Source organism: Rhodoferax sp. AJA081-3, assembly GCF_017798165.1.
Classification (GTDB): domain Bacteria; phylum Pseudomonadota; class Gammaproteobacteria; order Burkholderiales; family Burkholderiaceae_C; genus Allorhodoferax.
Genome location: NZ_CP059068.1, coordinates 3,895,362 through 3,916,575, shown reverse-complemented (window position 1 = coordinate 3,916,575; position 21,214 = coordinate 3,895,362). Strand labels below are relative to the sequence as shown.

Sequence of the window (21,214 nt, the reverse complement as noted above, 5' to 3'; positions counted from 1 at the left end):
ACCTAAAAGGGAGAATCCGAAACACTGGCCTTGCAATGACCCTTCATCACTGCGATACCCTTCATTTCAGGAGCCTCCCATGAAAACCGTTCCCCTTCTCCCCCGCTGGCGCCATCTATTGCAGGTGCTGACCGCCGCCCTGCTGGCCGCACACGGCGCACAGGCCAAGACCATAGACTTCCAAGCCAGTCTGGCCACGCCAGTGGTGCAAGCGGGCAAGGCACAGACCGCATTCCTTAAGGTGGCGCTCACCGGCTTTGAGCTGGCGAGCCAGGGCGATAGACCACTGGCCAATGTGGCCATCGTGATTGACAAGTCCGGCTCCATGTCGGGCGAACGCATCGATCGCGCCAAAGAGGCCGCCGCCATGGCCGTGAATGGGCTGGGCAGCAACGACATCGTCGCCATCCTGGCGTTTGACAACACGGTCGACGTGGTGGTGCCCGCCACCAAGGTGTCGGACAAGGCCCGCATCACACAAGCCATTCACAATATCCGCGTGGCCGGTGGCACAGGCTTGTTTGCCGGTGTCAGCAAGGGTGCGGCCGAGGTGCACAAGTTCCTGGACAAGACCCGCGTCAACCGCGTCATCTTGCTGTCGGACGGCCAGGCCAATATTGGCCCCAGTTCACCCGCCGAGCTGGGCCAATTGGGCGCCATGCTGGCGCGCCAGGGCATCAGCGTCACGACCATTGGGCTGGGCACGTCCTACAACGAAGACCTGATGACACAACTGGCCGCCAACAGCGATGGCAACCATGCGTTTGTTGAAAACTCGCGCGACCTGGTACGCATCTTTCAGCGCGAGTTTGGCGATGTGGGCTCGGTCGTGGCGCAAGAGGTGGAACTGACCATTCGGCTCAAACACGGCATTCGCCCCGTGCGTATTCTGGGCCGTGAAGGTGAAATCACCAACGGCGTGGTGCGCCTGCGCATGAACCAGCTCTACAGCCAGCAGGAGAAATATGTGGTGCTGGAAGTGGAAGTGCCCGCCGGAAAAGCAGGCGCCCAAATGGACCTGGCCGCGGTCGATGTCTCGTATCTGAACATGCAGAGCAAGAGCAAGGACAACATGAGCCGTGCGGTTGCGGTCAGCTTTAGCGCATCGACCGAGGCAGTTGCCAAGGCCACGGACAAGAAGGTCATGGAATCGGCTGTGCAACAGGTATCCAACGAGATGAGCAAAGAGGCCCTGCGGCTACGCGACAGCGGCAAGGTGGAAGAAGCCAAGCAGGTGATGCAGGCCAACAGCAACTACCTGGCCGACAAGGCCGTCTCCTTGGGTAGCGCCGCCGCACCGGCTCCAGCCCTAGCCGCGATGGAAGCCGAGTCGCGCAGCCAGGCTTCGAAGCTAGACTCCAAAGACAATGCCGAGTGGAATGTGTCTCGCAAGAAAATGAAGGAAGAGCAGTACAAGCTGGAAAAGCAACAGCGCTGAGCCACACCCTCACCCAGGAATCCCACTTTGCAAAAAAAGATCGCCATCACCCTGCTACTGATCGTGCTGCTGCCCGTGGCGGGCCTGGCGTGGTTGGGTTTGCGCATGGCGCACAACGAAAAGCAGATGGCGGCGGCGCAGGTGCAGGGCCTCGTCCACGCGCAGTTGCAGGGTGTAGACGAGGCCATTCAGGCTTATTTTTTGGACTTGCAAGATAGCCTGCTGGCGCAACTGACGCTGCGGCCACTGGACAACGATAGCTTGAAAAAAATGGCGCTGGAATCCGCGCATGTGCAGCAAGTGCTGGTGATGGCGGCGGACGGCAGCCGCGTGCTACCGGCCCCAGGCGCCCCGCTTAGCGAGTCGGAGAAGCAGTTTATGCAACGCACGTCGGCACTGTGGGACAACCCCAGTCTGCTGACCCAGGGCGGCCCACTGCCTATGGCACCCACTACTTCAAGCCTGGGTAGCTCCGCAAAGAAATTCCGTTTGTCACCCGTGGGCAAGGGCATGGACAAGGCAGAAGCCGGCCCCGCGCAGTCGGGTTGGTATGCCTGGCATTGGAATGCGCAACTGCACCATCTGTTCTGGTGGCGTGACCCGCAAAACCGGCTCATCGCTTTGGAGCTGGCGCCGGTTACGCTGTTATCCGACGTGATCACGCGCCTGCCCAATACCGGCGGGGAAACAAGTCCGGTCCAGACCCGCACACGGCTGGTCAATGGCAGTGGTCGGACGGTCTACGAGTGGGGACCTTACCAACCCGCCGACAAGGAACGCAGCCTAGCCATGCTGCCGCTGAGCCACCCTTTGGCCAGTTGGAAGCTGGAGTACTTTGCGCCAGCCCTGCAAGGCGGCGCAGCAGTCAACACCTTCGGCATCTTGGCGGCGGTACTGAGTATTGGCCTGGCACTCGCCGGTCTGGCCCTTTACCTGTACCGAGAGCACCAGCGTGAGCTGCGCACCGCCCAGCAACGGGTGAATTTTGTGAACCAGGTGTCGCACGAGTTGAAGACGCCGCTGACCAATATCCGCATGTATGCGGAGCTGCTGGAGGCCGAGGTGGCCGATAGCTTTGCGGACGCACCGGTGCAAGATGGCGCCAAGGCGCACCAATACATCGGCGTGATCACCACCGAGAGCCTGCGCCTGTCGCGCCTGATTGCCAATGTGCTGAGCCTGGGCCAGTCGCAAAAGTCACAACTGCGACTGGCACGGCAATCGGCCTGCGTGGATGACGTGATTACGCGGTGTGTAGCCGCATTTCAGCCTGCGTTGGACGCCAAAGGCATCGCCGTGCAGGTGGACGCCCACGCAGCCGCAAGGGTCATGCTGGACCCTGAGGCACTGGAACAGATTCTGAACAACCTGGTCAGCAATGTCGAAAAGTATGCAGCGGCAGGTGGTGCCATCCACATCAGCAGCCGGCAAGACCAAGACGTCAGTACGATTGAAGTGCGCGACTTTGGCCCTGGCATTGCGCCGCAGGACCACAATCGCATTTTTGAGCCGTTTTACCGGGTCAGCTCGCGGCTGACCGATGGTGTCAGTGGCACCGGCATTGGGCTGGGTATTGCCCGCGAACTGGCGCAACTGCATGGGGGCAACCTGGTGGTGCAGGACGTGGACAAGGGCGCCTGCTTCCAGGTCACGTTGCACACCCCGCAGGCCAAGGAGACCCCATGAAGATTCTGATTGCCGAGGACGACCAGCACATTGGTGATGGTCTGTGTGCGGTGGTAGAGGCCGAAGGTTATACGCCGGTGTTGGCGCGTGATGGCGAGCAGGCCTTGCAGCTGTTCCACGCCCATGCACCGCAACTGATCTTGCTGGACATCATGATGCCCAAGCGCGATGGTTATGCCGTGTGCCGCGAGATCCGCCGCGTGGACACACAAGTACCGGTGATTTTCATCAGTGCAAAATCGGAAGAGATTGACCGGGTGGTGGGTCTGGAACTGGGCGCTGACGATTACATCGTCAAACCCTTTGGGGTACGCGAAGTCATCGCGCGCATCCGAGCGGTCACGCGCCGCACGCTGGCGCAACGCCCGGCCCAAGAGCTGTCGCCCGAATCGCTGCGCCTGGGCGACCTGGAGGTGTTCCCCACCCAGTTGCGCGCCCGTCGGGGCGAGCAGCAGATGGACCTGAGTCTGCGCGATGTCAAGATTTTGCAATGCCTGTTCGAACAACGCGGCCAAGTGGTGGACCGCGACACGCTGTTCAACACCTGCTGGGGCCGCGAATACTTTCCCAACAGCCGCACGCTGGACCAGCACATCTCCAAGCTACGTAAACTGGTGGAGCGGGACGCCAAACACCCCGAGATCATCTGTACCGTGCATGGAGTGGGCTACCGGTTTGATTAGACGAGTTGTTATCCCACCGCCTGCACCCGCCCGCGGTACGAGGCGCCCAGGCTGACCACACGGGTGGTGTCAACCACTGGTGTACCCGGCTTGGGTGCAAAGGCGGGCGATGCCAGCAGGGCCGTGCACAGCTCCAGCACCAGGTCATCCTTGATGGCAGGGTCGTCATGGGTATGGAACTGCTCTTGGCCCAACAGATCGCGTGTGAACCAGCCAGTGGGTTGCAGGTAAAGGCGCAGCAGCGGATCGTCACCTCCCGCCCAGGTGTGCACAAAGTCAAAATCCAGCGCTTGGATGCGCCCGTGCAGGGCTACCGCGCGGGGTGCGGCCGTGATCTTGCAGCCCAGCCCGTAGCAGGTGATACCCGATGGCGCCGCGGCAATATTGCCCAGCTCCGGCTTCCAGTTGGGCGACGGCAGTTTGGCGCTTTGCACAAACTTGGCGTACAGGGCGTCGAGTGCCTTGATGGCGGTGGCGGCTTGGCAGGCTTGTTGACTCTGGTCTTGCATGGGTGGACTCCAATGGACGGCTGTTGCGGGTGGCCCATTGTGTGGGGGGCCGTGCTGCCCAAGACGCGTCAAAGTGTGTGAGTTGTAACGTGCGGTAACCCGCAGGTAACCGGGCCGGGCGCTCAGGCCAGCAGGTATTCCCGCGTCAGGGTACGGGCCCGGTGCAGGCGGCTTTTGACGGCTGCGTTGGTCAGCTGCAGCTGGGTGGCAATCTCGGCGATCGACAGCTCTTCAAAGTCGCGCAGCAGGATGACCTCCAGGTGGGTGGGCGGTAGGGATTGCAGGGCGGCCGCCAGGTCCACCCGCAGTTCATCCGTTGTGTGGCTCGTCACCCATTGCTCCACTGCAGCTTCGTCATAGGGGTCATACTGAAATGCCTGGCGGCCCAGGCGCCGACATTCACGCTTGACCACCTGGAACAGCCAGCCCGAGAAGGCAGCCAGTGTGCGCACCGACTGCAGCTTGCGCGCCAGCACCATCAGCGCCTCCTGCACTGCGTCGTCCACATCACTGATCAGGCAGTGGCGCTGGGCGTAGCGGCGCACATCGGGGCGGCACAGGCGCAGCAGCGTGTCCAGCGCGCCCAGGTCGCCGGCGTGGGCAGATTGCAAGACCAGGGTTTGCTGCGCGTCCAGGGCCATGGCGGTCAGGCCTTCTTGTCCAGGCGGCGCCCGACCATGGCGCACATGGGGCAAAAGCCGACCAGGCCACTGATGGCAATACCCGCCGCGCTGGCAGCCAGCAGCCATCCCATGGGTCCGGCAAAGCTGTACAGCGCATAGGCGGCGGCGCCAGAGCCGGCCACGATGCGCAATGCGCGCTCCCAACCCGGGACGTTTTTGACATAAAAAGCAGACATGGTGAGACCTTATTCAAGCAATACGGGAACATTCCCAGTAGCTAAGAGGCTCCCAGCACGCAAACGGATTCGCGGGTTTGAAAATAAAGTTGGCGCTGCGCATTCAGGGTTTGCGAAAGGTCATCACCCGCCAGAGCGCGCGGGCCTTGCTGCGCAGGGGCGCGCGTTCGTCGGATAACACCTCCAACAGTTCAGACAAACTCTTGGAGCGCACGATGGCAAACAGCACCATGCCCACAAAAACGCTGGTCGCCAGCACCCCGTGCAACAGCCTCTCCCAGGGCGCTCCATCTCCAAACGCAATGATGTTCATACCAAAGTAACCGGTGGTGACCGTGGTAATCAAGCCCAGAATGGTGATCACGGTCAGCCGGACCACGGTGTTGGACTGGCGGCGCTGCGAGTCGCTGTCCAGGTAGTGGCTCATCTCCTTGGTTTCGTCGCGCACCTCGTCGTACAACGCGTCGTTGCGCAGGTGGTTGGAGCACATGCGAAAGGCCGCCTGCACATGGGGCCGCTCGGACAGTTCATGGAACCAGTAGCGGTGGGTAAACCGCAAGAAGGTTTCAAAATTGCTGCGGATGCGGCGCTTGAAAGCGCGCACCGAGTCGTCGTTGCTCACGGTGAGCGCATTCACCGCGCCAACCAGAATGTCCGAAAAAACCAGCAGCGCCGCACGGTGCACATGGGCCAATAAAAAGACGAGGAAATACTGGTGCCGAAACTGGGCCAACACGCCACGCTCCGCATCCATAAAAAATGCCGAGTCGCAGTCCCCCACCATCATCATGGAACTGCCGGTGCAGATGAATCGGGTATTGGGGCCTGCCTCGGTGTTGGTCCAAAAACGGTCTTGGCAGTACAGTTTTTCAAAATCAATGACGGTGGGCTCATGGATGGGCAGTGGCTCGTCCGGGTGCAGCCTGGAGGCCAGCCCCAGGCGAATCCACTCTTCGGCGCTCAGCGCACGGGGTTGCTCCAGGGCCACATAAGCCGTTATGGGCATGCGGTGGTATTCAATCAGGCGAAAGCGCAGGGCACCGGGTTCGTCCGAATCGGCCAGCACCAGGGGCCGCAATAGGCTGGCCCAGTGCTCCGAGATGCAAGGGCTGCGGTGCTGGCACACAAACTTCAGAAACTTCTCGCGATTGGCCGTGTCAGACCGCGCCATCACCTGCCCGTCCAGCCCCACCCATTCAACCGCATGGGCGCTGTGCAGGCCACCACCTTCTTCGTCCCAGCCTGAGGGATAAGCCCTACCAAACCGGAACAGGATGTTGCGTACCGTGTCCAGCGACAGGTTGCGCGCACGCACCTCTACATTCAACTGGACCAGGTCGAGATCGTCAAAGAAGTAGAGGTCGATATGCACCACTTCCAGCTCCACCGGTGCCGATCCTTCGCGCAGTGTCACCCGCAGCACAGCAATGTCCTTGCGGCGGAACACGTGCATGGGGGAGTCTTTGACGCTATCGGATCCCTTGGGCCGGTCGCAGCGCCCCTCGCCATACAGAAAACGCTGCACGTACGGCAAAAAAGACACGAACTCCCGGTAGTGCCGCTCGCGGAACATGCCGGGGTCTTCGGTGAATTCGTCGTCCAGGCTTTTCCAGGGATGGGTGCCTTGGGTGCGCACCAGTTCCTCCCAGTGGCGCACCTTACCCACTTCCAGCGACAGCGGTTCAATTTGCAAGGGCCATACCAGGCTGGCATGGAACAAGCGAACCCGCGCGGGGGGTGCTTCAGTGTCGGGGGTGGTCACGGTTAATGCCCTGAGTTGTCACGCAGCAAGCGGTATCCGACAGCGGTCTCGGTCAGCAGATGTTCGGGTTGTGCAGGATCTCGCTCCAGCTTCTGGCGCAGGTGGCCCATGTAAATGCGCAGGTAGTGGCTTTGCTCCGCATGCGCCGGGCCCCACACTTCTTTGAGCAGTTGGCGGTGGGTCATCACCCGACCGGCATTGGCGACCAGCAACGTCAGCAGCCGGTACTCAATCGGGGTCAGGTGCACCTCTGCGCCCCCACGGCGCACCAGGCGCGCCTGCCGGTCCACTTCGACCTCGCCAAAGCGAAACAAGGGGTCTGCTTCACCTGCAGCCTGGGCAGACGCCTCACCAGACCCACCGCGGGGCCGGCGCAGATTGGCGCGTACCCGGGCCAACAACTCCCCCACGCCAAAGGGTTTGGTGAGGTAGTCATCGGCTCCAGCATCCAGTGCGGCAATCTTGTCGGTTTCGTCCGCCCGGGCAGACAACACAACAATCGGCACGTTGGACCACCCCCGCACATCGCGGATCACGTCCAGCCCGTCACCATCGGGCAGGCCCAGATCGACCACCAACAAATCCGGCTTGCGGGTGCCAGCATCCAGCAGGCCGCGCTTTGCCGTATCGGCCTCATGCACCACCCAGCCCTCGGCTTCCAAAGCAGCGCGTACAAAGCGCCGAATTTGGGGCTCGTCTTCGATCAGTATGGCAACGGGGGCAGACATGGATGTGGGTCGTCTTGGAAAGAGATCAGGTTTCTTCTGGCTCAGGGGAAACGGGTGGGGGCGTGCGCGGCAAGGTGATGGTGAATTCTGCACCACCGCCACCTGCCTGCGCAGCTGTGATGGTGCCGCGGTGTGCCTCCACAATGGCCTTGCAAATCGCAAGGCCCAGACCCACGCCGCGGGTAGCCGACTCGGCCTGCCCGCGCGTGAACTTGTCAAACAGCGTCTGTTCATGGCCGCGGCTGGAGGCTGGCAAACCCGGCCCATGGTCCCGGACCCGTAGCACCAGACAGCTGGGCTTGGCTTCGGCAGCAACCAGGATGGCCGGTGACGGGGCACCAGCGGGCACACCATACTTGGCAGCATTCTCCAGCAGGTTGACCAACACGCGTTCAACCAATGCGGCGTCAAACTCGACCAGGGGCAAGTCTGCCTCCAGCGCTGTGCCCACCGACACACCACCCAGGGCGTGGCGTGCGGAGCGAATGGCACTGCCCACCACCTCTTCCACCGACTGCCATTGCTTGCGCAGCTGAACCTGCCCGCTCTCCAGGCGCGCCATATCCAGCAAGTTCGTCACCAGGGCACTGAGCTCGCGGGCCTCATGGGCAATCGCGCGGACAGACGCCAGTTGTTCCTGCGTCAAGGTGGGGGATTGCTCCAGTGTTTCCGCCTGGCCTATCAAGGCGGTCAGGGGTGTACGCACATCGTGCGACATGGTTGCCAAGAGGGTGTTGCGCAGCCGCTCCGACTCCATCTCCACCACCGCCGATTGCGCAACCTCCACATAATGCACCCGCTCCAGCGCGATGGCAATTTGCCTGGCCAGCGTCTCCAGCAGTTGCACCTGCTCCGGAATCACCAACCAACGGGGCTGGTTGGGCTGCAATACCAATACGCCGCGTATCCGCATGGGCGCCTGCAGCGGTACATAGTGCCAGGCGTTGGAGGGCAGTGTGGCGGTGGCCATGCCAGCCCGTTGCCCATTGTGAAACGTCCAGTCGGCAATGCTGGCATCCAGCTGGTCGGGCAGGCTGTCGCCCAACTCCAGCTTGTCATTGGCACTGGTGATAAAAACGCGGGCTTGTCCGCCAAAGATGCGCTGCACGGCGGCCTCGCCCAACTCAACCACCTGGACCGACTGGAGCGCCGCAGAGAGGTCACGGGTGAGCTCGAACAGCGCGAGCGCCCTGCGCTCCCTGCTGGCAGACACATGGGCCGAGAACCGCAAATTGGCAGTCAACTGTCCGATCAGCAGGCCCACCCCCAACATGACCGCAAAGGTCACCAGGTACTGAACATCACTCACCGCAAACGAAAGGCGTGGTGCCACAAAAAAGAAGTCAAAGGACGCTACCGACAGGATGGCTGCCAACATGGCGGGGCCGCGCCCCAGTTTGACGGCCACCAACACCACACACAGCAGAAACAGCATCACAATGTTGGCCAGATCAAACAGCGCCAACATGGGCAAGGTCAACAGGGTGGTTGCTATACACGCGCCCAGCGCCCAGGCATAACGGGGCCAGGATTCCAGCCAGCCCGACTCCGAATCGTCGTCCCGCTTACCCACCGGCACGGCAGATGCCAAACGGCGCACACTCTCGGTTGTGCCCACTTCCATAATGTCCAGCGTGGGGGCCAAACTCGCCAGTTGGCGCGTCAGTGTGGGTTTAAAAGCGCGTCCCGGCCGGCTCCACACACGCTCCTGGGGGCGCCCCAGCAGAACGGTTGCGCAATTGAGCGTCTGTGCCTGTTCGAGCAGCACGCTGGCAATGTCGTCGCCCGTTAATACGGCCGTGTTCCCGCCCAGCTCTTCGGCGAGTTTTAAGACGGCCAAGGTACGGTCACGCACTTCCGCTGGCAACCGTTGCAGTGCCGGGGTCTCCACATAGGCAGCATGCCAGCGCACATTGAGCTGCCCTGCCAGCCGCGCCGCACAGCGCACGGCATGTTCGGCGCCCGCATCCGGCCCCACACAAACCAACAGGGTGCCCGAGGTATTCCAGGAGGGATTCCCTTTGGAGGGACCGTGGCTTGCCAACAGGTGTTGTTTGGCCCGGTAGCTGCGCACGTCATCACCCACATGCTCCGCCGTTCGGCGCAGGGCGATTTCGCGCAATGCAAACAAGTTGCCCTTGCGGAAGAAGTTTTGTGTGGCACGCTCGGCTTGCTGGGGCACATAGACCTTGCCGGCCTTCAAGCGGGCCAACAACTCGTCTGCCGTCACGTCTACCAGTATCAGTTCATCGGCACCGTCGAGCACGGTGTCGGGCACCGTCTCATTGACACGAATGCCGGTGATGGCGCCGACGGTGCCATTCAGGCTTTCCAGATGCTGCACATTCAAGGCGGTCCAGACGTCGATGCCGGCGTCCAGCAACTCCTGCACATCTTGCCAGCGCTTGGGGTGGCGCGAGCCCGGTGCATTGGTATGCGCCAGTTCATCGACCAACAACACATCGGGTTTGGCCGCCAGTGCAGCGTCCAGATCGAGCTCCAGCAGCACCTGCCCTCGGTACGGAATTTTGCGCAGAGGCAGCAGCTTCAGGTCGGCCTGCAGCTCCATGGTTTCCTTGCGGCCATGGGTTTCGACCACGCCGACCAACACCTTTTGCCCGGCCCGCTGCGCCCGCTGGGCGGCACTCAACATTGCGTAGGTCTTGCCGACACCGGCACTGGCGCCAAAATAAATGCGCAACTTGCCACGCTGAAGGGCGCGGTCTTCATCCTGCATTTGGGCCAGCAGGGCGTCGGGGTTGGGGCGGGAGTCGGTACTGTTAGCCATCTTTTGCCTATGCAGCGCATGGGCGTGTGGCCCGCGTACTGTCTATTGGTCCGCTCATCTCGGAAACCTCCAGAACTCAATTGTGACCACGGCGCCGGGATGTGTCATGCCATTTGGATGCACCCTGTCCGCGTCTGCGCCGCGCTTGAAACGATAGAAAGGCCCAGGCCACCAGCATGGGCAGCAACAACACAGCTAGGGCCAGCAAGAGTTCGAACCACTGTCCGCTCATGGCATTACCGCACGGCGTCCAGAGCCAAGTTCAGGCGCAGCACATTCACGACCGGCTCACCCAGTATGCCCAGAAGCGGGCGTTGGGTATGGTCGGCCACCAGGGCCTGGACCTTCGCAGCATCCACGCCGCGGGATTTCGCAACACGCTGCACCTGGTACTGGGCTGCGGCGGGGCTGATGTGGGGGTCCAGGCCGCTGGCCGAAGCCGTGACCAACTCGACGGGAACCGGCAAGGTATTGCCGGGGTCCGCTGCACGTAGCGCCTCCACCCGACCCTTGACGGCCTCTACCAGCGCCGGATTCAACGGACCTTGGTTGGAACCACTGGAAGCCGCTGCGTTGTTGGCATAAGGCCCGGTGGCGGATGGGCGACCCCAAAAGTGGCCTGGGTCCGAGAAGTTTTGCCCAATCAGGGCGGAGCCCACCAACTTGCCATCACGCTGGATCAGGCTACCAGCCGCTTCGGTGGGAAATAACGACTGGCCCATGCCGGTGACCAGCAGCGGATAGGCCACACCGGTCACCAGCGTCAACACGGTAAAGGTCACCAGTGCGGGGCGAAGAATCTTGTTCATCTTGCTTGCCTCCAATTAAAACGTGTACTTCACGCCGACGGTGACGGCGTTCTTACCCAGGTTGTCAAAGGTGCCGACTTTGTAGAAGACGTCTTTGGCATCGGTGGTGTAGGCCGCCAGGGATGCGGACAGGCCATTGCCGAAGTCTTTGCCCAGGGTCAGGGAAAAGTCGGTGTAGTCACCATTGCCACCCTGGTTGGGGATGGTCTGGCGACCCACGTGGGGTGTCAGCGAGAAACCGTTGCCCAGGTCAAAGGCTGCAGCTGCTTCCAGGTAGGCGCTGCCCGAGCTGTTGGGGTTGGCAATGAAGTTGCCGGTGGAGTGGCTGTATTTGACGGTCACGATGCCGAAGGTCAGTGCGCCATACACCTCAGTGGTATTGGCATTGACCAGCACGCGGTCCGCGGTGTTGTTGGGGTATTGGTAGGTGATGACACCCACGTCGAAGTTCAGGCCGGAGGTGATTTCACCCTTGAAGCCGCCGTACAGATCAATCTCCAAGGTGCCATCGGTGGCGCCCACATAGTCCTTGATCCAGCTGACGTTGGAGCCCCAGGCACCCGCGTAAAAACCGCTGGTATGGGAAAAGTCCACGCCGCCTTGCAGGGCGGGTTTGAACGATGTTTGTGCAACGCTGCGGAAACGGTAGTCGCTCACGACGCCCACATTGAAGCTCACCGTGGACGCAGGCGCCGCGGTTTGGGCCATGGCCGTGGTGCCCAACAGGGCAGCAGTTGCAAGAACAAGAATGGATTTGGTTTTGAAGTTCATGGAATATTTCTGAGTTAAATAGTTAAACGAGTCCCAGGGCGACCAATAACAGGTCAATAGCCTTGATACCGACAAAGGGAACCACCAGTCCGCCCAGGCCGTAGATCAACAGGTTGCGGCGCAGCAGGACGGCAGCACCAACGGCGCGGTACTTCACACCCTTTAGTGCCAAGGGGATCAGGAACATGATGATGAGGGCGTTGAAAATCACGGCCGACAAAATGGCCGAAGACGGGCTACCCAGTTGCATCACATTCAGCGCCGCCAGCTGCGGATAGGTGGTCACAAAAATCGCCGGGATGATGGCGAAATATTTGGCCACGTCGTTGGCAATGGAGAACGTGGTGAGCGAGCCGCGCGTCATCAACAGGGCCTTGCCGGTTTCCACAATCTCCAGCAGCTTGGTGGGGTTGGAATCCAGGTCCACCATATTGCCGGCCTCTTTCGCGGCTTGGGTACCGCTGTTCATGGCCACAGCCACGTCGGCTTGCGCCAAGGCGGGCGCGTCGTTGGTGCCATCACCCGTCATGGCCACCAGGCGCCCTTCCGCCTGGTACTGGCGGATCAGCTTGAGCTTTTCTTCCGGGGTGGCTTCGGCCAGAAAATCGTCCACGCCGGCTTCCGCCGCTATGGCCGCAGCCGTGAGCCGGTTGTCACCGGTAATCATCACGGTCTTGATACCCATGCGGCGCAGCTCACCAAAACGCTCCTTGATACCGGCTTTGACAATGTCCTTGAGCTCCACAATGCCCAGCACCACCTTGCCGTCGGTCACCGCCAGGGGCGTGCTGCCGCGGCGCGAAACCTCGTCGGCAGCCCGTACCACTTCGGCAGGCAATTGACCGCCCAAGGCCTCGACATGTTTGCGCACGGCATCTACCGCACCCTTGCGCAGCTGGCGCGTGCTGCCATCGGGCAACTTTACGTCCATACCGCTCATGCGGGTCTGCGCCGTGAAAGGCACTTCCAAGGTTTCGCCCAGCAAAGCGGGGATGCTGCCGGCACGCTGCGCCAGGGCCACGATGCTGCGGCCTTCTGGTGTTTCATCGGCCATGGAAGCCTGGGCGGCGCTCACCGCCAGTTGTGACTGGCTCACACCCGGAGCCGGCACAAAAGACGACGCCTGGCGGTTGCCATGGGTGATGGTGCCGGTCTTGTCCAGCAACAGCACATCCACGTCACCAGCGGCTTCCACGGCACGGCCCGATGTGGCAATCACATTGGCCTGCATCATGCGGCTCATGCCCGCCACACCGACTGCGGACAACAGCCCGCCGATGGTGGTGGGGATCAGGCACACCAGCAGTGCAATCAAGGCCGTGATGCTGACCACCGAGCCGGAACCAGCGGCATCCACACTAAAGATGGAAAACGGCAGCAGAGTAACCGTGACCACCAGGAACACAATGGTCAACGCCACCAACAGAATCGTCAGTGCGATTTCATTGGGTGTCTTCTGGCGTTTGGCGCCTTCGACCATGCTGATCATGCGGTCCAAAAACGATTCGCCAGGGTTGACGCCTATGCGCACCACCAGCCAATCGGACAACACACGGGTGCCGCCGGTGACCGAGGCAAAGTCGCCACCGGATTCACGCACTACGGGTGCAGACTCGCCGGTGATAGCACTTTCGTCCACGGTAGCCACGCCCTGGATGACCTCTCCATCCATGGGGATCATTTCACCCGCTTCCACCAGTACAACATCCCCTTTGCGTAGGTTTTCGGCCTGCTCGGGAAGCCATGTGGAGCCATGCACCGGTTCCTGCAGTTTCTTGGCCCAGGTGCTTTTCTTGAGGCCGCGCAGCGAGGCGGCTTGTGCTTTGCTACGCCCTTCCGCCAGTGCTTCCGCAAAGTTGGCAAACAACACGGTGAACCACAGCCAGACCGCCACGGACAGAATGAACCCGGCGGAGGCTTCACCATTGCCCTGCAAGGCCTGGATGCCGATCAGTGTGGTCAGTATGCTGCCGATATAGACCACAAACATGACCGGATTGCGCCACTGTGCGCGTGGGCTGAGTTTGGTAAACGATGCCTTGATGGCGGGCACCACCAGCACCGGGTCAAACAGCGTAAGAGAAGTATTGGTTTTCATAATAGGTTCTTTTGCTCCGTGCGGTTCAATGGGCAGGCCACAGAATCAAATGCTCGACCACAGGCCCCAAAGCCAGAGCGGGTACATAGTTCAACAGCCCCACCAACAACACGGTTCCCATCAACAGCACCACAAACAGCGGGCCGTGTGTTGGCAAGGTACCGGGCGTCACGGGCAGGCGCTTTTTGGCAGCCAACGCCCCTGCAATGGCCAGCACGGGCACGATCACACCAAAGCGACCAAACCACATGGCCAATCCCAGCAGCGTGTTGTAGAAAGGTGTGTTGGCGGACAGGCCGGCAAAGGCGCTGCCGTTGTTATTGCCAGCAGACGTCAGGGCGTACAGGATTTCGGAGAAGCCGTGTGCGGCAGGATTGGCAATACCAGCCCTGCCCGCATCCGACATCACCGCAATGGCCGTACCCGCCAGCACCAGGATAGGGGTGACCAGGATGACCAGGGATGTGAGCTTCATCTCATGGGCCTCGATCTTCTTGCCCAGGTACTCCGGTGTGCGGCCAATCATCAGACCGGCAATAAACACCGCCAGGATAGCGAACACCAACATGCCGTACAGGCCGGTTCCGGTGCCACCAAACACCACTTCACCCAGTTGCATCATCACCATGGGCACCATGCCGCCGATGGGGGTGAGGGAGTCGTGCATGGTATTGACCGCACCGCAGGACGCTGCCGTGGTGATGACGGCAAACAGGCTACTCGCGTTGATGCCAAAGCGTGTTTCTTTGCCTTCCATATTGCCGCCCGACTGCATGGCACTGGCCGACTGGTCCACACCCAAGGGCGGCAAAAGCGGGTTGCCCACCTGTTCGGCCGGCGTGATGATTACGACCGCCAAAACGAACATCACGGTCATGGCCGCCAAAATGGCCCAGCCCTGGCGTTTGTCGCCCACTTCGATGCCGAATGCAAAACACAAAGCCGCCGGAATCAGGAAGATGGCCAGCATCTGCAGAAAATTGCTGAGTGCTGTGGGGTTTTCATAGGGGTGCGCAGAATTGGCATTGAAGAAACCACCACCATTCGTGCCCAACATCTTGATGGCCTCTTGCGAGGCCACCGGGCCCATGGGCAGGGTTTGTTTGTCGGTTTGCGCTACTTCCATCACGGGGGCACCCTTTTCATCGACTACGGGCGCGCCTTGAACATCCACTTTTGCAGTCTGGAACGGGGTGATCTCCAGTGTGGTTGCCTCCTTGTAACCATCAAAATTCTGGATCACACCTTGGCCCACCAAAAATACCGCAAACACCACAGACAACGGCACCAGCAGCCACATGGTGATACGTGTGATGTCCACCCAGAAGTTGCCAATCACCGCTGTAGAGCGCGCAGCAAAACCCCTGATCAGCGCAAACACCACGGCAACGCCGGTAGCAGCCGACAGAAAGTTTTGCACCGCAAGGCCCAACATCTGGGTCAGGTAAGCCATGGTCGACTCACCGGCATAACCCTGCCAATTGGTATTAGTGACAAAACTCACGGCGGTATTAAAAGACGAATCGGGAGACACAGCCGCCATTCCGGCGGGATTGAGCGGCAGATGAACCTGCAGGCGCTGCAATGCATACAGCACCAATACGCCCAGGGCGTTAAAGGCCAACAAGGCCAGTGCGTAGTGCGACCACTTCATGGACTGGTCGGCAGAGGTGCCTGCCAGTTTGTAGAGGGGGGCCTCCACGCGCAACATCCAGCGCGGAAGACTGCCCAAACTGATGCGGGCAATCCATTTCCCCAGGGGCCAGGACGCCGCCAACAAAACCACAAGGAACAGGGCCAATAAGCCCCAAGCTGAGCCGCTCATCAAAACTCCTCGGCGCGAAACAGCGCATAAACCAGATAGACCAACAACAGGGCGGCAACCAAGGCGCCGCCGCCATACATCACGTGCAAGATGTTCATGGCCTTGTCGCCTCCGGTGTTTCCAGTTTCTTCAAGCCCCAAACCACCAAGACCATGGCGAACCACAGCCCAATGGCGCCGCCAACAAACACAACATCCATGATTGACCTCTCTATGAAATATGCTGATGAGTATGGTTTTGGACGCGTAAAAACGCAGTTGAGATATCTGGGCCTGGTGTATAAAAAGCGTAAAAATGCAGGTGCAGACAGGCAGCTGGCAGAATCGGTTCACTGAGATTTCTATCCAATTACAAAGGTGCATCTATGCAATACCGCCGTCTGGGCCGCAGTGGCCTGCAAGTCAGTACGCTCTCACTGGGTTCCTGGGTCACGTACCACAACCAGGTCGATGTATCCGCCGCCAAGGAGATGCTGGCCGCAGCGTACGACGCCGGTGTCAATTTTTTTGACAACGCCGAGGTCTACGCGCTGGGCAAGAGCGAAACGGTCATGGGTGAAGCCATCAAGGCCCTGAACTGGCCACGGATCAACTACGTGGTGTCCACCAAGTTTTTCTGGGGCCTGTCGCGTGATGAGCAGCCCATCAACCGCAAGGACACACTGAACCGCAAGTACCTGATGCAGGCCATAGACGGATCGCTCAAACGTATGGGCCTGGACTTCATCGACCTGGTCTACTGCCACCGCCCGGACCCCCACACACCGATTGAAGAGACGGTGTGGGCCATGAGCGACATGATCAGCCAGGGCAAGGCCCTGTACTGGGGTACCAGTGAATGGTCGGCCAGCGACATCCGCGCGGCCTGGGAGATTGCCGAGCGCCACCACCTGCACAAGCCCGTCATGGAGCAACCCCAGTACAACGTGTTCCACCGCAAACGCGTGGAGGTGGAATACGCCCGGCTGTATGAAGACATTGGCCTGGGCCTGACGACCTGGAGCCCGCTGGCCAGTGGCCTGCTGACCGGCAAGTACCGCAGCGGTGTGCCCGAAGGCAGCCGCGGGTCGGTCAAGGGTATGGACTTTTTGCTCAAGGGCCTGACCGATGCTGCGAAGAATGCCGCCGTGACCAAGCTGGAGGCCGTTGCAGCCGAGCTGGGCTGCACCATGGGCCAACTGGCCATTGCCTGGGCCGCACACAACCCGCGTGTCAGCACCGTGATCACCGGCGCATCACGCATGTCGCAACTGCAGGAGAACCTGGGCGCACTGGCCGTGCTGGACAAGCTCACGCCCTCGGTGCTGGAAAAAATCGACACGGCCACGCTGGCATTGGCGGAGTAAAGCCTATGCGACGCCTGACGACAGGCCTGCTGCACGGTGCCCTTGGTCTGCTTCTGGGGTGTGGTGCGGTGGCCCACGCACAATGCCCGCCGCCTGCATGGCCCCCGGCAGATCTTCAGCGCCTCAAGGCCAACCAATGGAAGCTGACGGATGACACGCAGCGCCAGGCCGTGGCACTGGCCCTTGTGCCCTGCCTGGGCCATGCCGACCCTGCACTGCGCGATGGCGTGGCGTTTGAGGGTTTGAGTGCGCTTTTGCGCAGCAAGCAGTTATCTGCCGTCACCCAGCGCGCCATCTACCAATCGCAATTAGCCCAGCTGAGCCCTACGGCCAGTGATACCCATGGTTTTGCCAAGCCCTTCGCGGCGCTGGTGTTGTCCGAGGTGGCGCGGGCGGATCGCCTGGTACCCTTCCTGAGTAACGATGAGCGCGCGGCGCTGGTGACAGCAGGCGCGGAGTACCTGACCAGCATCAAAGACTACCGGGGTTTCGCAACCGGTGAAGGCTGGCGCCATGCGGTGGCCCATGCTGCCGACCTGATGCTGCAGCTGGCACTCAACCCTGCCATCGACGCGGTACAACTGCAGGCCATGTTGTTGGCCGTGCAGAGCCAGATCGCGCCGCCCGGTGAACATTTTTATATCTACGGTGAGGCGGATCGGCTGACGCGGCCCGTTCTCTACGCGGCACGGCGCGGCCTGCTGGATGCCGGTTTCTGGACCGGGTATATCGGCACGCTGGCAGCACCCGCGCCGTTGAAAACATGGGATGACGCATTTGCCAGCCAGGCCGGTCTGGCGCGCATGCACAATACCAAAGCATTCCTGCGCGCGCTGGATGCCGGTGTTCGGGCCAGCAGTGATGCGGCGGTGCAGGCCGCGTTGGGCACTGCTCTGCCACTGGCGCTGAAGGCCCTGCCATGACATGGCAACCCGCGTTCACCCGCTTCAGCTACCAACACGCCGATGGGGTTAGCCGCAGCCCGCTGCGCATTTTGTTTACGGGCGCCAGCCTGCTGCTCGCCGTGGTAGCCACGGCGGTGTTGGCCAGTGCCGCTGCGGCTGTGCTGTTGGCAGTGCCCTTGATTGCCTGGCTGGCCACACCCCGCCAGTTGCTGCTGGGGCCGCGCTACCTGTTGTGCGGCAATACCATCGTCTACTTTGGCAATGTGAAACGCATGACCCTGTCGCCCACTTTGGGCAAGCTGCGGCTGGAGTGCACCAGTGGCACGGCGTTTGTGTTGGAGCGCCGCAGGTTTCCGCGCAGCACACGCATGGCAGAAAACCTGCTCAAGTGCAAGACCACCCGGTTTGACACACTGTCTGCCAGGATCATTGAACAGGTCCGTGCAGCGTCTGCCAACGCGGTGTTGATGACAGCCTGACCATGCGCCCGCAAGACTTGCAACACACCGCCCATACCGTCGAATGTTTTCTGAATGCGCTGCGGCTGGAGGATGGCCCCGCGCGCACCGAGCTGGAAGAAACCCTGGTGCTGTGGCTGGTCGATGCCGCCCGACTGGAAGATGACCACCTGGTCTACGAAGCGTGCGCCATCTCCTGCTACAGCAGGGGCCATGTCACCGCGTACTACGAAGTTCCGCTGGCGCGGCTGGAAAAGACACTGTGGTGCAGCGCCAAAAAGCTCTCGGAGATTGACGGCACAGCCTTTAGCCAGCACGCGCAGTTGGTCATGCGGGGAACGGGTGGGCTGGTGCTGACCCTGCCCGACACGCCCCGCAAGACCATCATGACCTAGCGTCTGACGCGCCCTGTGACAGCACCTGACCGTCGTGTTGTACGGCCAGGTAACGCACGCCTTGCGCCTGCAACCAGGCGATGGCGTCCACGCCCTTGAGCATGGCAATGGTTGTCAGCGCACCGGCGGTTGTGGTGTTGGCCGCCAGCACCGTCACCGACTGCCAGTGCGCAACTGGCCAGCCCGTGCGCGGGTCGAGCACATGGCAGTAGCGCACGCCGTCCACCATCAAAAACCGCTCATAGTCACCACTGGTCGCCAGGCCGCCGCGTGCCAGCGGCAGCACCGCCAGAGTCGTATCGCCCCCGCTTGCATCTGCGCGCGGGTGCTGGATGTGCACGCTCCACGGCGCGCCTTGCAGTTCCGGCAGACCCCGTTCACCCAGTGCGTGGATGTCGCCCCCCAGGTTGACCAGCGCATGGTGGATGCCATGCTGGAGCAACACCGCCGCCGCCCGGTCGGCAGCATATTCCTTGCCAAAACCACCAAAGTCCAGCTCCATGCCCGGCAAGGCCAGGCGCACCTGATGCCCCTGCCGCTGCACATGCTGCGAGCCCACTGTGGCCAGCAAAGCCTGCAAGGCATCCACTGCAGGGAGCTTGCCTGCCTTGAAGTCCCAGGCCCGGCGCAACACGCCAGAGCTGATGTCAAACAGGCCACCACTGAGCGTCCACAGGCTGTCGGCAAAGCCCAACAACTCGGCAGTCTCTGCATCCACATCCACGGCGTCCTGGCCGGCCGCGCGGTTGATGCGGCTGATGATGCTGTCTTCGGTGTAGCGTGAATACTTTGCCTCAATGCGGTGGACCTCCGCAATGGCTGCGGCAGCGGCGGTGCGCATGCCCTGTTCATCCTGGCCATCCATCTGCAGGCTGCAGGGCGAGGCCATGGCAGAAAACTCGAAGCGCAGGCTGCGCCAGCGGCTCACGGCGGTGGCCTCTTAAAACCGGTGGGTCAGGCCCAGCTGCACAAAATTGGCCCTGAACGGGTCCAGCCCGGGGCTGCCTTCGCCGCCCAGTTGGAGGCTGGCACTTTGTCTATAGGTTTCCAGTTTGACATCCACCGAGGTGTCGGGGTTGAAGGCATAGGCCAGTTTGACCGACAACGTGACCGCGCCAAACGCGGCCAGGCGCTGGTCTGTGGATTGGTTGCGGCCCCGTTGATTGACCGCACGGGTGATGACCGCAATCTGGTCGTATTGGCCCTGGGCGTTCAGGATAGGGTCCAGGTAAAAGTGCGCCGCACTTTGGCTGTAGTAACGCAGGCCGGGTGTGACCGTCCACGCGCCGGCGCTTTGCACCCAATCCAGACCCAGGGTGTGGGACAAGACGCCAAAACTGTCGTTGTAGTAGCGGTAGCTGCTGCGTAATGCTGCGTCAAAGGGCGCCAGGTAGTGGTTCCAGCGCGCCAGTGCAATCCAGGCATCCCGCAGGTCCGGGCGTTGGTCAAAACTCTTGTAGGGATCGCTGTAATAACCACGGCCCAGGCTACGCGTCAGATTGAACTGTACCAAGTCATCGGTGGTGAGCACCTGGGTCAGGCCCAGTTGGTACTCCCGCGTGCTCTTTTGTCCGCCAGAGCCGCTGCCGCCCGTTTTGGACGCGTCGATACGGTCATTGGACAGGCCGAGCCCGGCAGACCAGGTGCGGTTGTTGTCCTCGGTGGACCAGCGCGCCTCCAGCCCTGCAGCGTGGGAGGCATAGTCGTTTTCATTGGAGTTTGCCAGGCTGGCCGACACGGCGGCGCGCGCGAAGTAACGCGTCACCTTGACGTCGCCCGCCCGGCGCACATCGTCCATACGGCTGGCACCCGAAAACGCGGCGTTCTGGGTGTGCCAGCGTGGTGTCGCGCCCGACACGGCATCCATCACCGCAGAGGCTTCGAGGGACCAATCTCCGGCAATTGGCGCCTGCACATACAGCTGGGGCGAGCGCGCGGTCACACGTTCCCAACCCGGTTGGCTGTCGGTGTAGTGGCCGTATTTCAGTGCCACCGTAGTTTTGTCGGGCGCCGTTTCAGCGGCCGCAGTCAGCGGCGCCACACAGGCCAGCGCGGCCAGGCCAGGCAAGACCAGGGACGCCAGCAGCACACTGCCACCGGCGGAGTGATGGCGGGTGGTAGGGCTTGGTTGGGTAAAAACGGGGGTTTGCACGCG

General features: G+C 61.4%; 21 protein-coding genes. 8 read left to right on the top strand and 13 right to left on the bottom strand.

Features of this window, described 5'->3' with window-relative positions; all coding sequences use genetic code 11:
- Positions 1-79: 79 nt before the first annotated feature.
- Genes HZ993_RS18415 through HZ993_RS18405 form a run of 3 tightly spaced genes read left to right on the top strand, consistent with a single transcriptional unit; the run spans position 80 to position 3,807 of the window.
- A complete protein-coding gene (locus HZ993_RS18415; RefSeq protein WP_209394177.1) occupies positions 80-1,438 on the top strand; it encodes a VWA domain-containing protein in 1,359 nt (452 codons plus the stop codon).
- 27 nt (positions 1,439-1,465) lie between these two features.
- A complete protein-coding gene (locus HZ993_RS18410; protein WP_209394176.1) occupies positions 1,466-3,124 on the top strand; it encodes a cell wall metabolism sensor histidine kinase WalK in 1,659 nt (552 codons plus the stop codon).
- On the top strand, positions 3,121-3,807 hold the full coding sequence (locus tag HZ993_RS18405; RefSeq protein WP_209394175.1) for a response regulator transcription factor: 687 nt from the start codon (positions 3,121-3,123) through the stop codon (positions 3,805-3,807). Before HZ993_RS18410 ends, HZ993_RS18405 begins: the two co-directional genes overlap by 4 nt.
- 8 nt (positions 3,808-3,815) lie before the next feature.
- On the opposite strand, the gene HZ993_RS18400 is transcribed toward HZ993_RS18405, so the two are convergent.
- The 11 genes from HZ993_RS18400 to kdpF all read right to left on the bottom strand — a co-directional run bounded on the left by HZ993_RS18400 (position 3,816) and on the right by kdpF (position 16,054).
- A complete protein-coding gene (locus HZ993_RS18400) occupies positions 3,816-4,316 on the bottom strand; it encodes a hypothetical protein (protein ID WP_209394174.1) in 501 nt (166 codons plus the stop codon).
- A 122-nt stretch (positions 4,317-4,438) separates the two neighbouring features.
- Complete coding sequence (locus tag HZ993_RS18395; protein ID WP_209394173.1) at positions 4,439-4,957, bottom strand: RNA polymerase sigma factor; 519 nt, start codon at positions 4,955-4,957, stop codon at positions 4,439-4,441.
- Positions 4,958-4,962: 5 nt separating this feature from the next.
- Complete coding sequence (locus HZ993_RS18390) at positions 4,963-5,175, bottom strand: DUF2892 domain-containing protein (RefSeq protein WP_209394172.1); 213 nt, start codon at positions 5,173-5,175, stop codon at positions 4,963-4,965.
- Positions 5,176-5,278: 103 nt separating this feature from the next.
- Entirely contained in the window at positions 5,279-6,937 is a 1,659-nt protein-coding gene (locus HZ993_RS18385) for a hypothetical protein (RefSeq protein ID WP_209394171.1), read from the bottom strand.
- Positions 6,938-6,939: 2 nt separating this feature from the next.
- On the bottom strand, positions 6,940-7,665 hold the full coding sequence (gene kdpE, locus HZ993_RS18380; RefSeq protein WP_209394170.1) for a two-component system response regulator KdpE: 726 nt from the start codon (positions 7,663-7,665) through the stop codon (positions 6,940-6,942).
- Positions 7,666-7,690: 25 nt separating this feature from the next.
- On the bottom strand, positions 7,691-10,453 hold the full coding sequence (locus tag HZ993_RS18375) for a DUF4118 domain-containing protein (RefSeq protein WP_209394169.1): 2,763 nt from the start codon (positions 10,451-10,453) through the stop codon (positions 7,691-7,693).
- A gap of 236 nt (positions 10,454-10,689) precedes the next feature.
- Entirely contained in the window at positions 10,690-11,262 is a 573-nt protein-coding gene (kdpC, locus tag HZ993_RS18370) for a potassium-transporting ATPase subunit KdpC (protein WP_209394168.1), read from the bottom strand.
- A gap of 15 nt (positions 11,263-11,277) precedes the next feature.
- Positions 11,278-12,033, bottom strand: a complete 756-nt coding sequence (locus HZ993_RS18365) for a TorF family putative porin (RefSeq protein ID WP_209394167.1) — start codon at positions 12,031-12,033, stop codon at positions 11,278-11,280.
- A 22-nt stretch (positions 12,034-12,055) separates the two neighbouring features.
- Positions 12,056-14,131, bottom strand: coding sequence for a potassium-transporting ATPase subunit KdpB (gene kdpB, locus HZ993_RS18360; RefSeq protein WP_209394166.1), 2,076 nt, complete (start codon positions 14,129-14,131; stop codon positions 12,056-12,058).
- A 25-nt stretch (positions 14,132-14,156) separates the two neighbouring features.
- Entirely contained in the window at positions 14,157-15,956 is a 1,800-nt protein-coding gene (gene kdpA / locus HZ993_RS18355) for a potassium-transporting ATPase subunit KdpA (protein ID WP_209394165.1), read from the bottom strand.
- The gene (gene kdpF / locus HZ993_RS18350) at positions 15,956-16,054 is read right to left on the bottom strand and encodes a K(+)-transporting ATPase subunit F (RefSeq protein ID WP_209394164.1); all 99 of its coding nucleotides are present in this window, start codon (positions 16,052-16,054) and stop codon (positions 15,956-15,958) included. The genes kdpA and kdpF overlap by 1 nt, the downstream gene beginning before the upstream one ends.
- Before the next feature lie 99 nt (positions 16,055-16,153).
- Between kdpF and HZ993_RS18345 the strand changes: the two genes are divergently transcribed.
- From HZ993_RS18345 to HZ993_RS18325, 5 genes are read left to right on the top strand one after another with little or no spacing between them, the layout of a single operon-like run.
- The gene (locus HZ993_RS18345; RefSeq protein WP_209394163.1) at positions 16,154-16,291 is read left to right on the top strand and encodes a hypothetical protein; all 138 of its coding nucleotides are present in this window, start codon (positions 16,154-16,156) and stop codon (positions 16,289-16,291) included.
- 29 nt (positions 16,292-16,320) lie between these two features.
- On the top strand, positions 16,321-17,301 hold the full coding sequence (locus tag HZ993_RS18340; protein WP_209394162.1) for an aldo/keto reductase: 981 nt from the start codon (positions 16,321-16,323) through the stop codon (positions 17,299-17,301).
- Between the two features lie 5 nt (positions 17,302-17,306).
- Positions 17,307-18,224: a DUF2785 domain-containing protein gene (locus tag HZ993_RS18335; protein WP_209394161.1), complete on the top strand. Its 918-nt coding sequence runs from the start codon at positions 17,307-17,309 to the stop codon at positions 18,222-18,224.
- Entirely contained in the window at positions 18,221-18,685 is a 465-nt protein-coding gene (locus HZ993_RS18330; protein ID WP_209394160.1) for a hypothetical protein, read from the top strand. The genes HZ993_RS18335 and HZ993_RS18330 overlap by 4 nt, the downstream gene beginning before the upstream one ends.
- Before the next feature lie 2 nt (positions 18,686-18,687).
- Positions 18,688-19,059 (top strand): hypothetical protein, encoded by a 372-nt coding sequence (locus HZ993_RS18325; protein WP_209394159.1) that lies wholly within the window; start codon positions 18,688-18,690, stop codon positions 19,057-19,059.
- On the opposite strand, the gene HZ993_RS18320 is transcribed toward HZ993_RS18325, so the two are convergent.
- On the bottom strand, positions 19,049-19,987 hold the full coding sequence (locus tag HZ993_RS18320; protein WP_209394158.1) for an FAD:protein FMN transferase: 939 nt from the start codon (positions 19,985-19,987) through the stop codon (positions 19,049-19,051). The genes HZ993_RS18325 and HZ993_RS18320 overlap by 11 nt on opposite strands.
- Positions 19,988-19,999: 12 nt before the next feature.
- Positions 20,000-21,211, bottom strand: a complete 1,212-nt coding sequence (locus HZ993_RS18315; RefSeq protein WP_245213685.1) for a DUF3570 domain-containing protein — start codon at positions 21,209-21,211, stop codon at positions 20,000-20,002.
- Positions 21,212-21,214: the final 3 nt, after the last annotated feature.

Excerpts from the sequence above, each read along its gene's own strand:
- HZ993_RS18415 (WP_209394177.1), top strand. The coding sequence starts at position 80 with ATGAAAACCGTTCCCCTTCTCCCCCGCTGGCGCCATCTATTGCAGGTG.
- HZ993_RS18405 (WP_209394175.1), top strand. The coding sequence starts at position 3,121 with ATGAAGATTCTGATTGCCGAGGACGACCAGCACATTGGTGATGGTCTG.
- HZ993_RS18400 (WP_209394174.1), bottom strand. The coding sequence starts at position 4,316 with ATGCAAGACCAGAGTCAACAAGCCTGCCAAGCCGCCACCGCCATCAAG.
- HZ993_RS18395 (WP_209394173.1), bottom strand. The coding sequence starts at position 4,957 with ATGGCCCTGGACGCGCAGCAAACCCTGGTCTTGCAATCTGCCCACGCC.
- HZ993_RS18390 (WP_209394172.1), bottom strand. The coding sequence starts at position 5,175 with ATGTCTGCTTTTTATGTCAAAAACGTCCCGGGTTGGGAGCGCGCATTG.
- kdpE (WP_209394170.1), bottom strand. The coding sequence starts at position 7,665 with ATGTCTGCCCCCGTTGCCATACTGATCGAAGACGAGCCCCAAATTCGG.
- HZ993_RS18375 (WP_209394169.1), bottom strand. The coding sequence starts at position 10,453 with ATGGCTAACAGTACCGACTCCCGCCCCAACCCCGACGCCCTGCTGGCC.
- kdpC (WP_209394168.1), bottom strand. The coding sequence starts at position 11,262 with ATGAACAAGATTCTTCGCCCCGCACTGGTGACCTTTACCGTGTTGACG.
- HZ993_RS18365 (WP_209394167.1), bottom strand. The coding sequence starts at position 12,033 with ATGAACTTCAAAACCAAATCCATTCTTGTTCTTGCAACTGCTGCCCTG.
- kdpB (WP_209394166.1), bottom strand. The coding sequence starts at position 14,131 with ATGAAAACCAATACTTCTCTTACGCTGTTTGACCCGGTGCTGGTGGTG.
- kdpA (WP_209394165.1), bottom strand. The coding sequence starts at position 15,956 with ATGAGCGGCTCAGCTTGGGGCTTATTGGCCCTGTTCCTTGTGGTTTTG.
- kdpF (WP_209394164.1), bottom strand. The coding sequence starts at position 16,054 with ATGAACATCTTGCACGTGATGTATGGCGGCGGCGCCTTGGTTGCCGCC.
- HZ993_RS18345 (WP_209394163.1), top strand. The coding sequence starts at position 16,154 with ATGATTGACCTCTCTATGAAATATGCTGATGAGTATGGTTTTGGACGC.
- HZ993_RS18340 (WP_209394162.1), top strand. The coding sequence starts at position 16,321 with ATGCAATACCGCCGTCTGGGCCGCAGTGGCCTGCAAGTCAGTACGCTC.
- HZ993_RS18335 (WP_209394161.1), top strand. The coding sequence starts at position 17,307 with ATGCGACGCCTGACGACAGGCCTGCTGCACGGTGCCCTTGGTCTGCTT.
- HZ993_RS18330 (WP_209394160.1), top strand. The coding sequence starts at position 18,221 with ATGACATGGCAACCCGCGTTCACCCGCTTCAGCTACCAACACGCCGAT.
- HZ993_RS18325 (WP_209394159.1), top strand. The coding sequence starts at position 18,688 with ATGCGCCCGCAAGACTTGCAACACACCGCCCATACCGTCGAATGTTTT.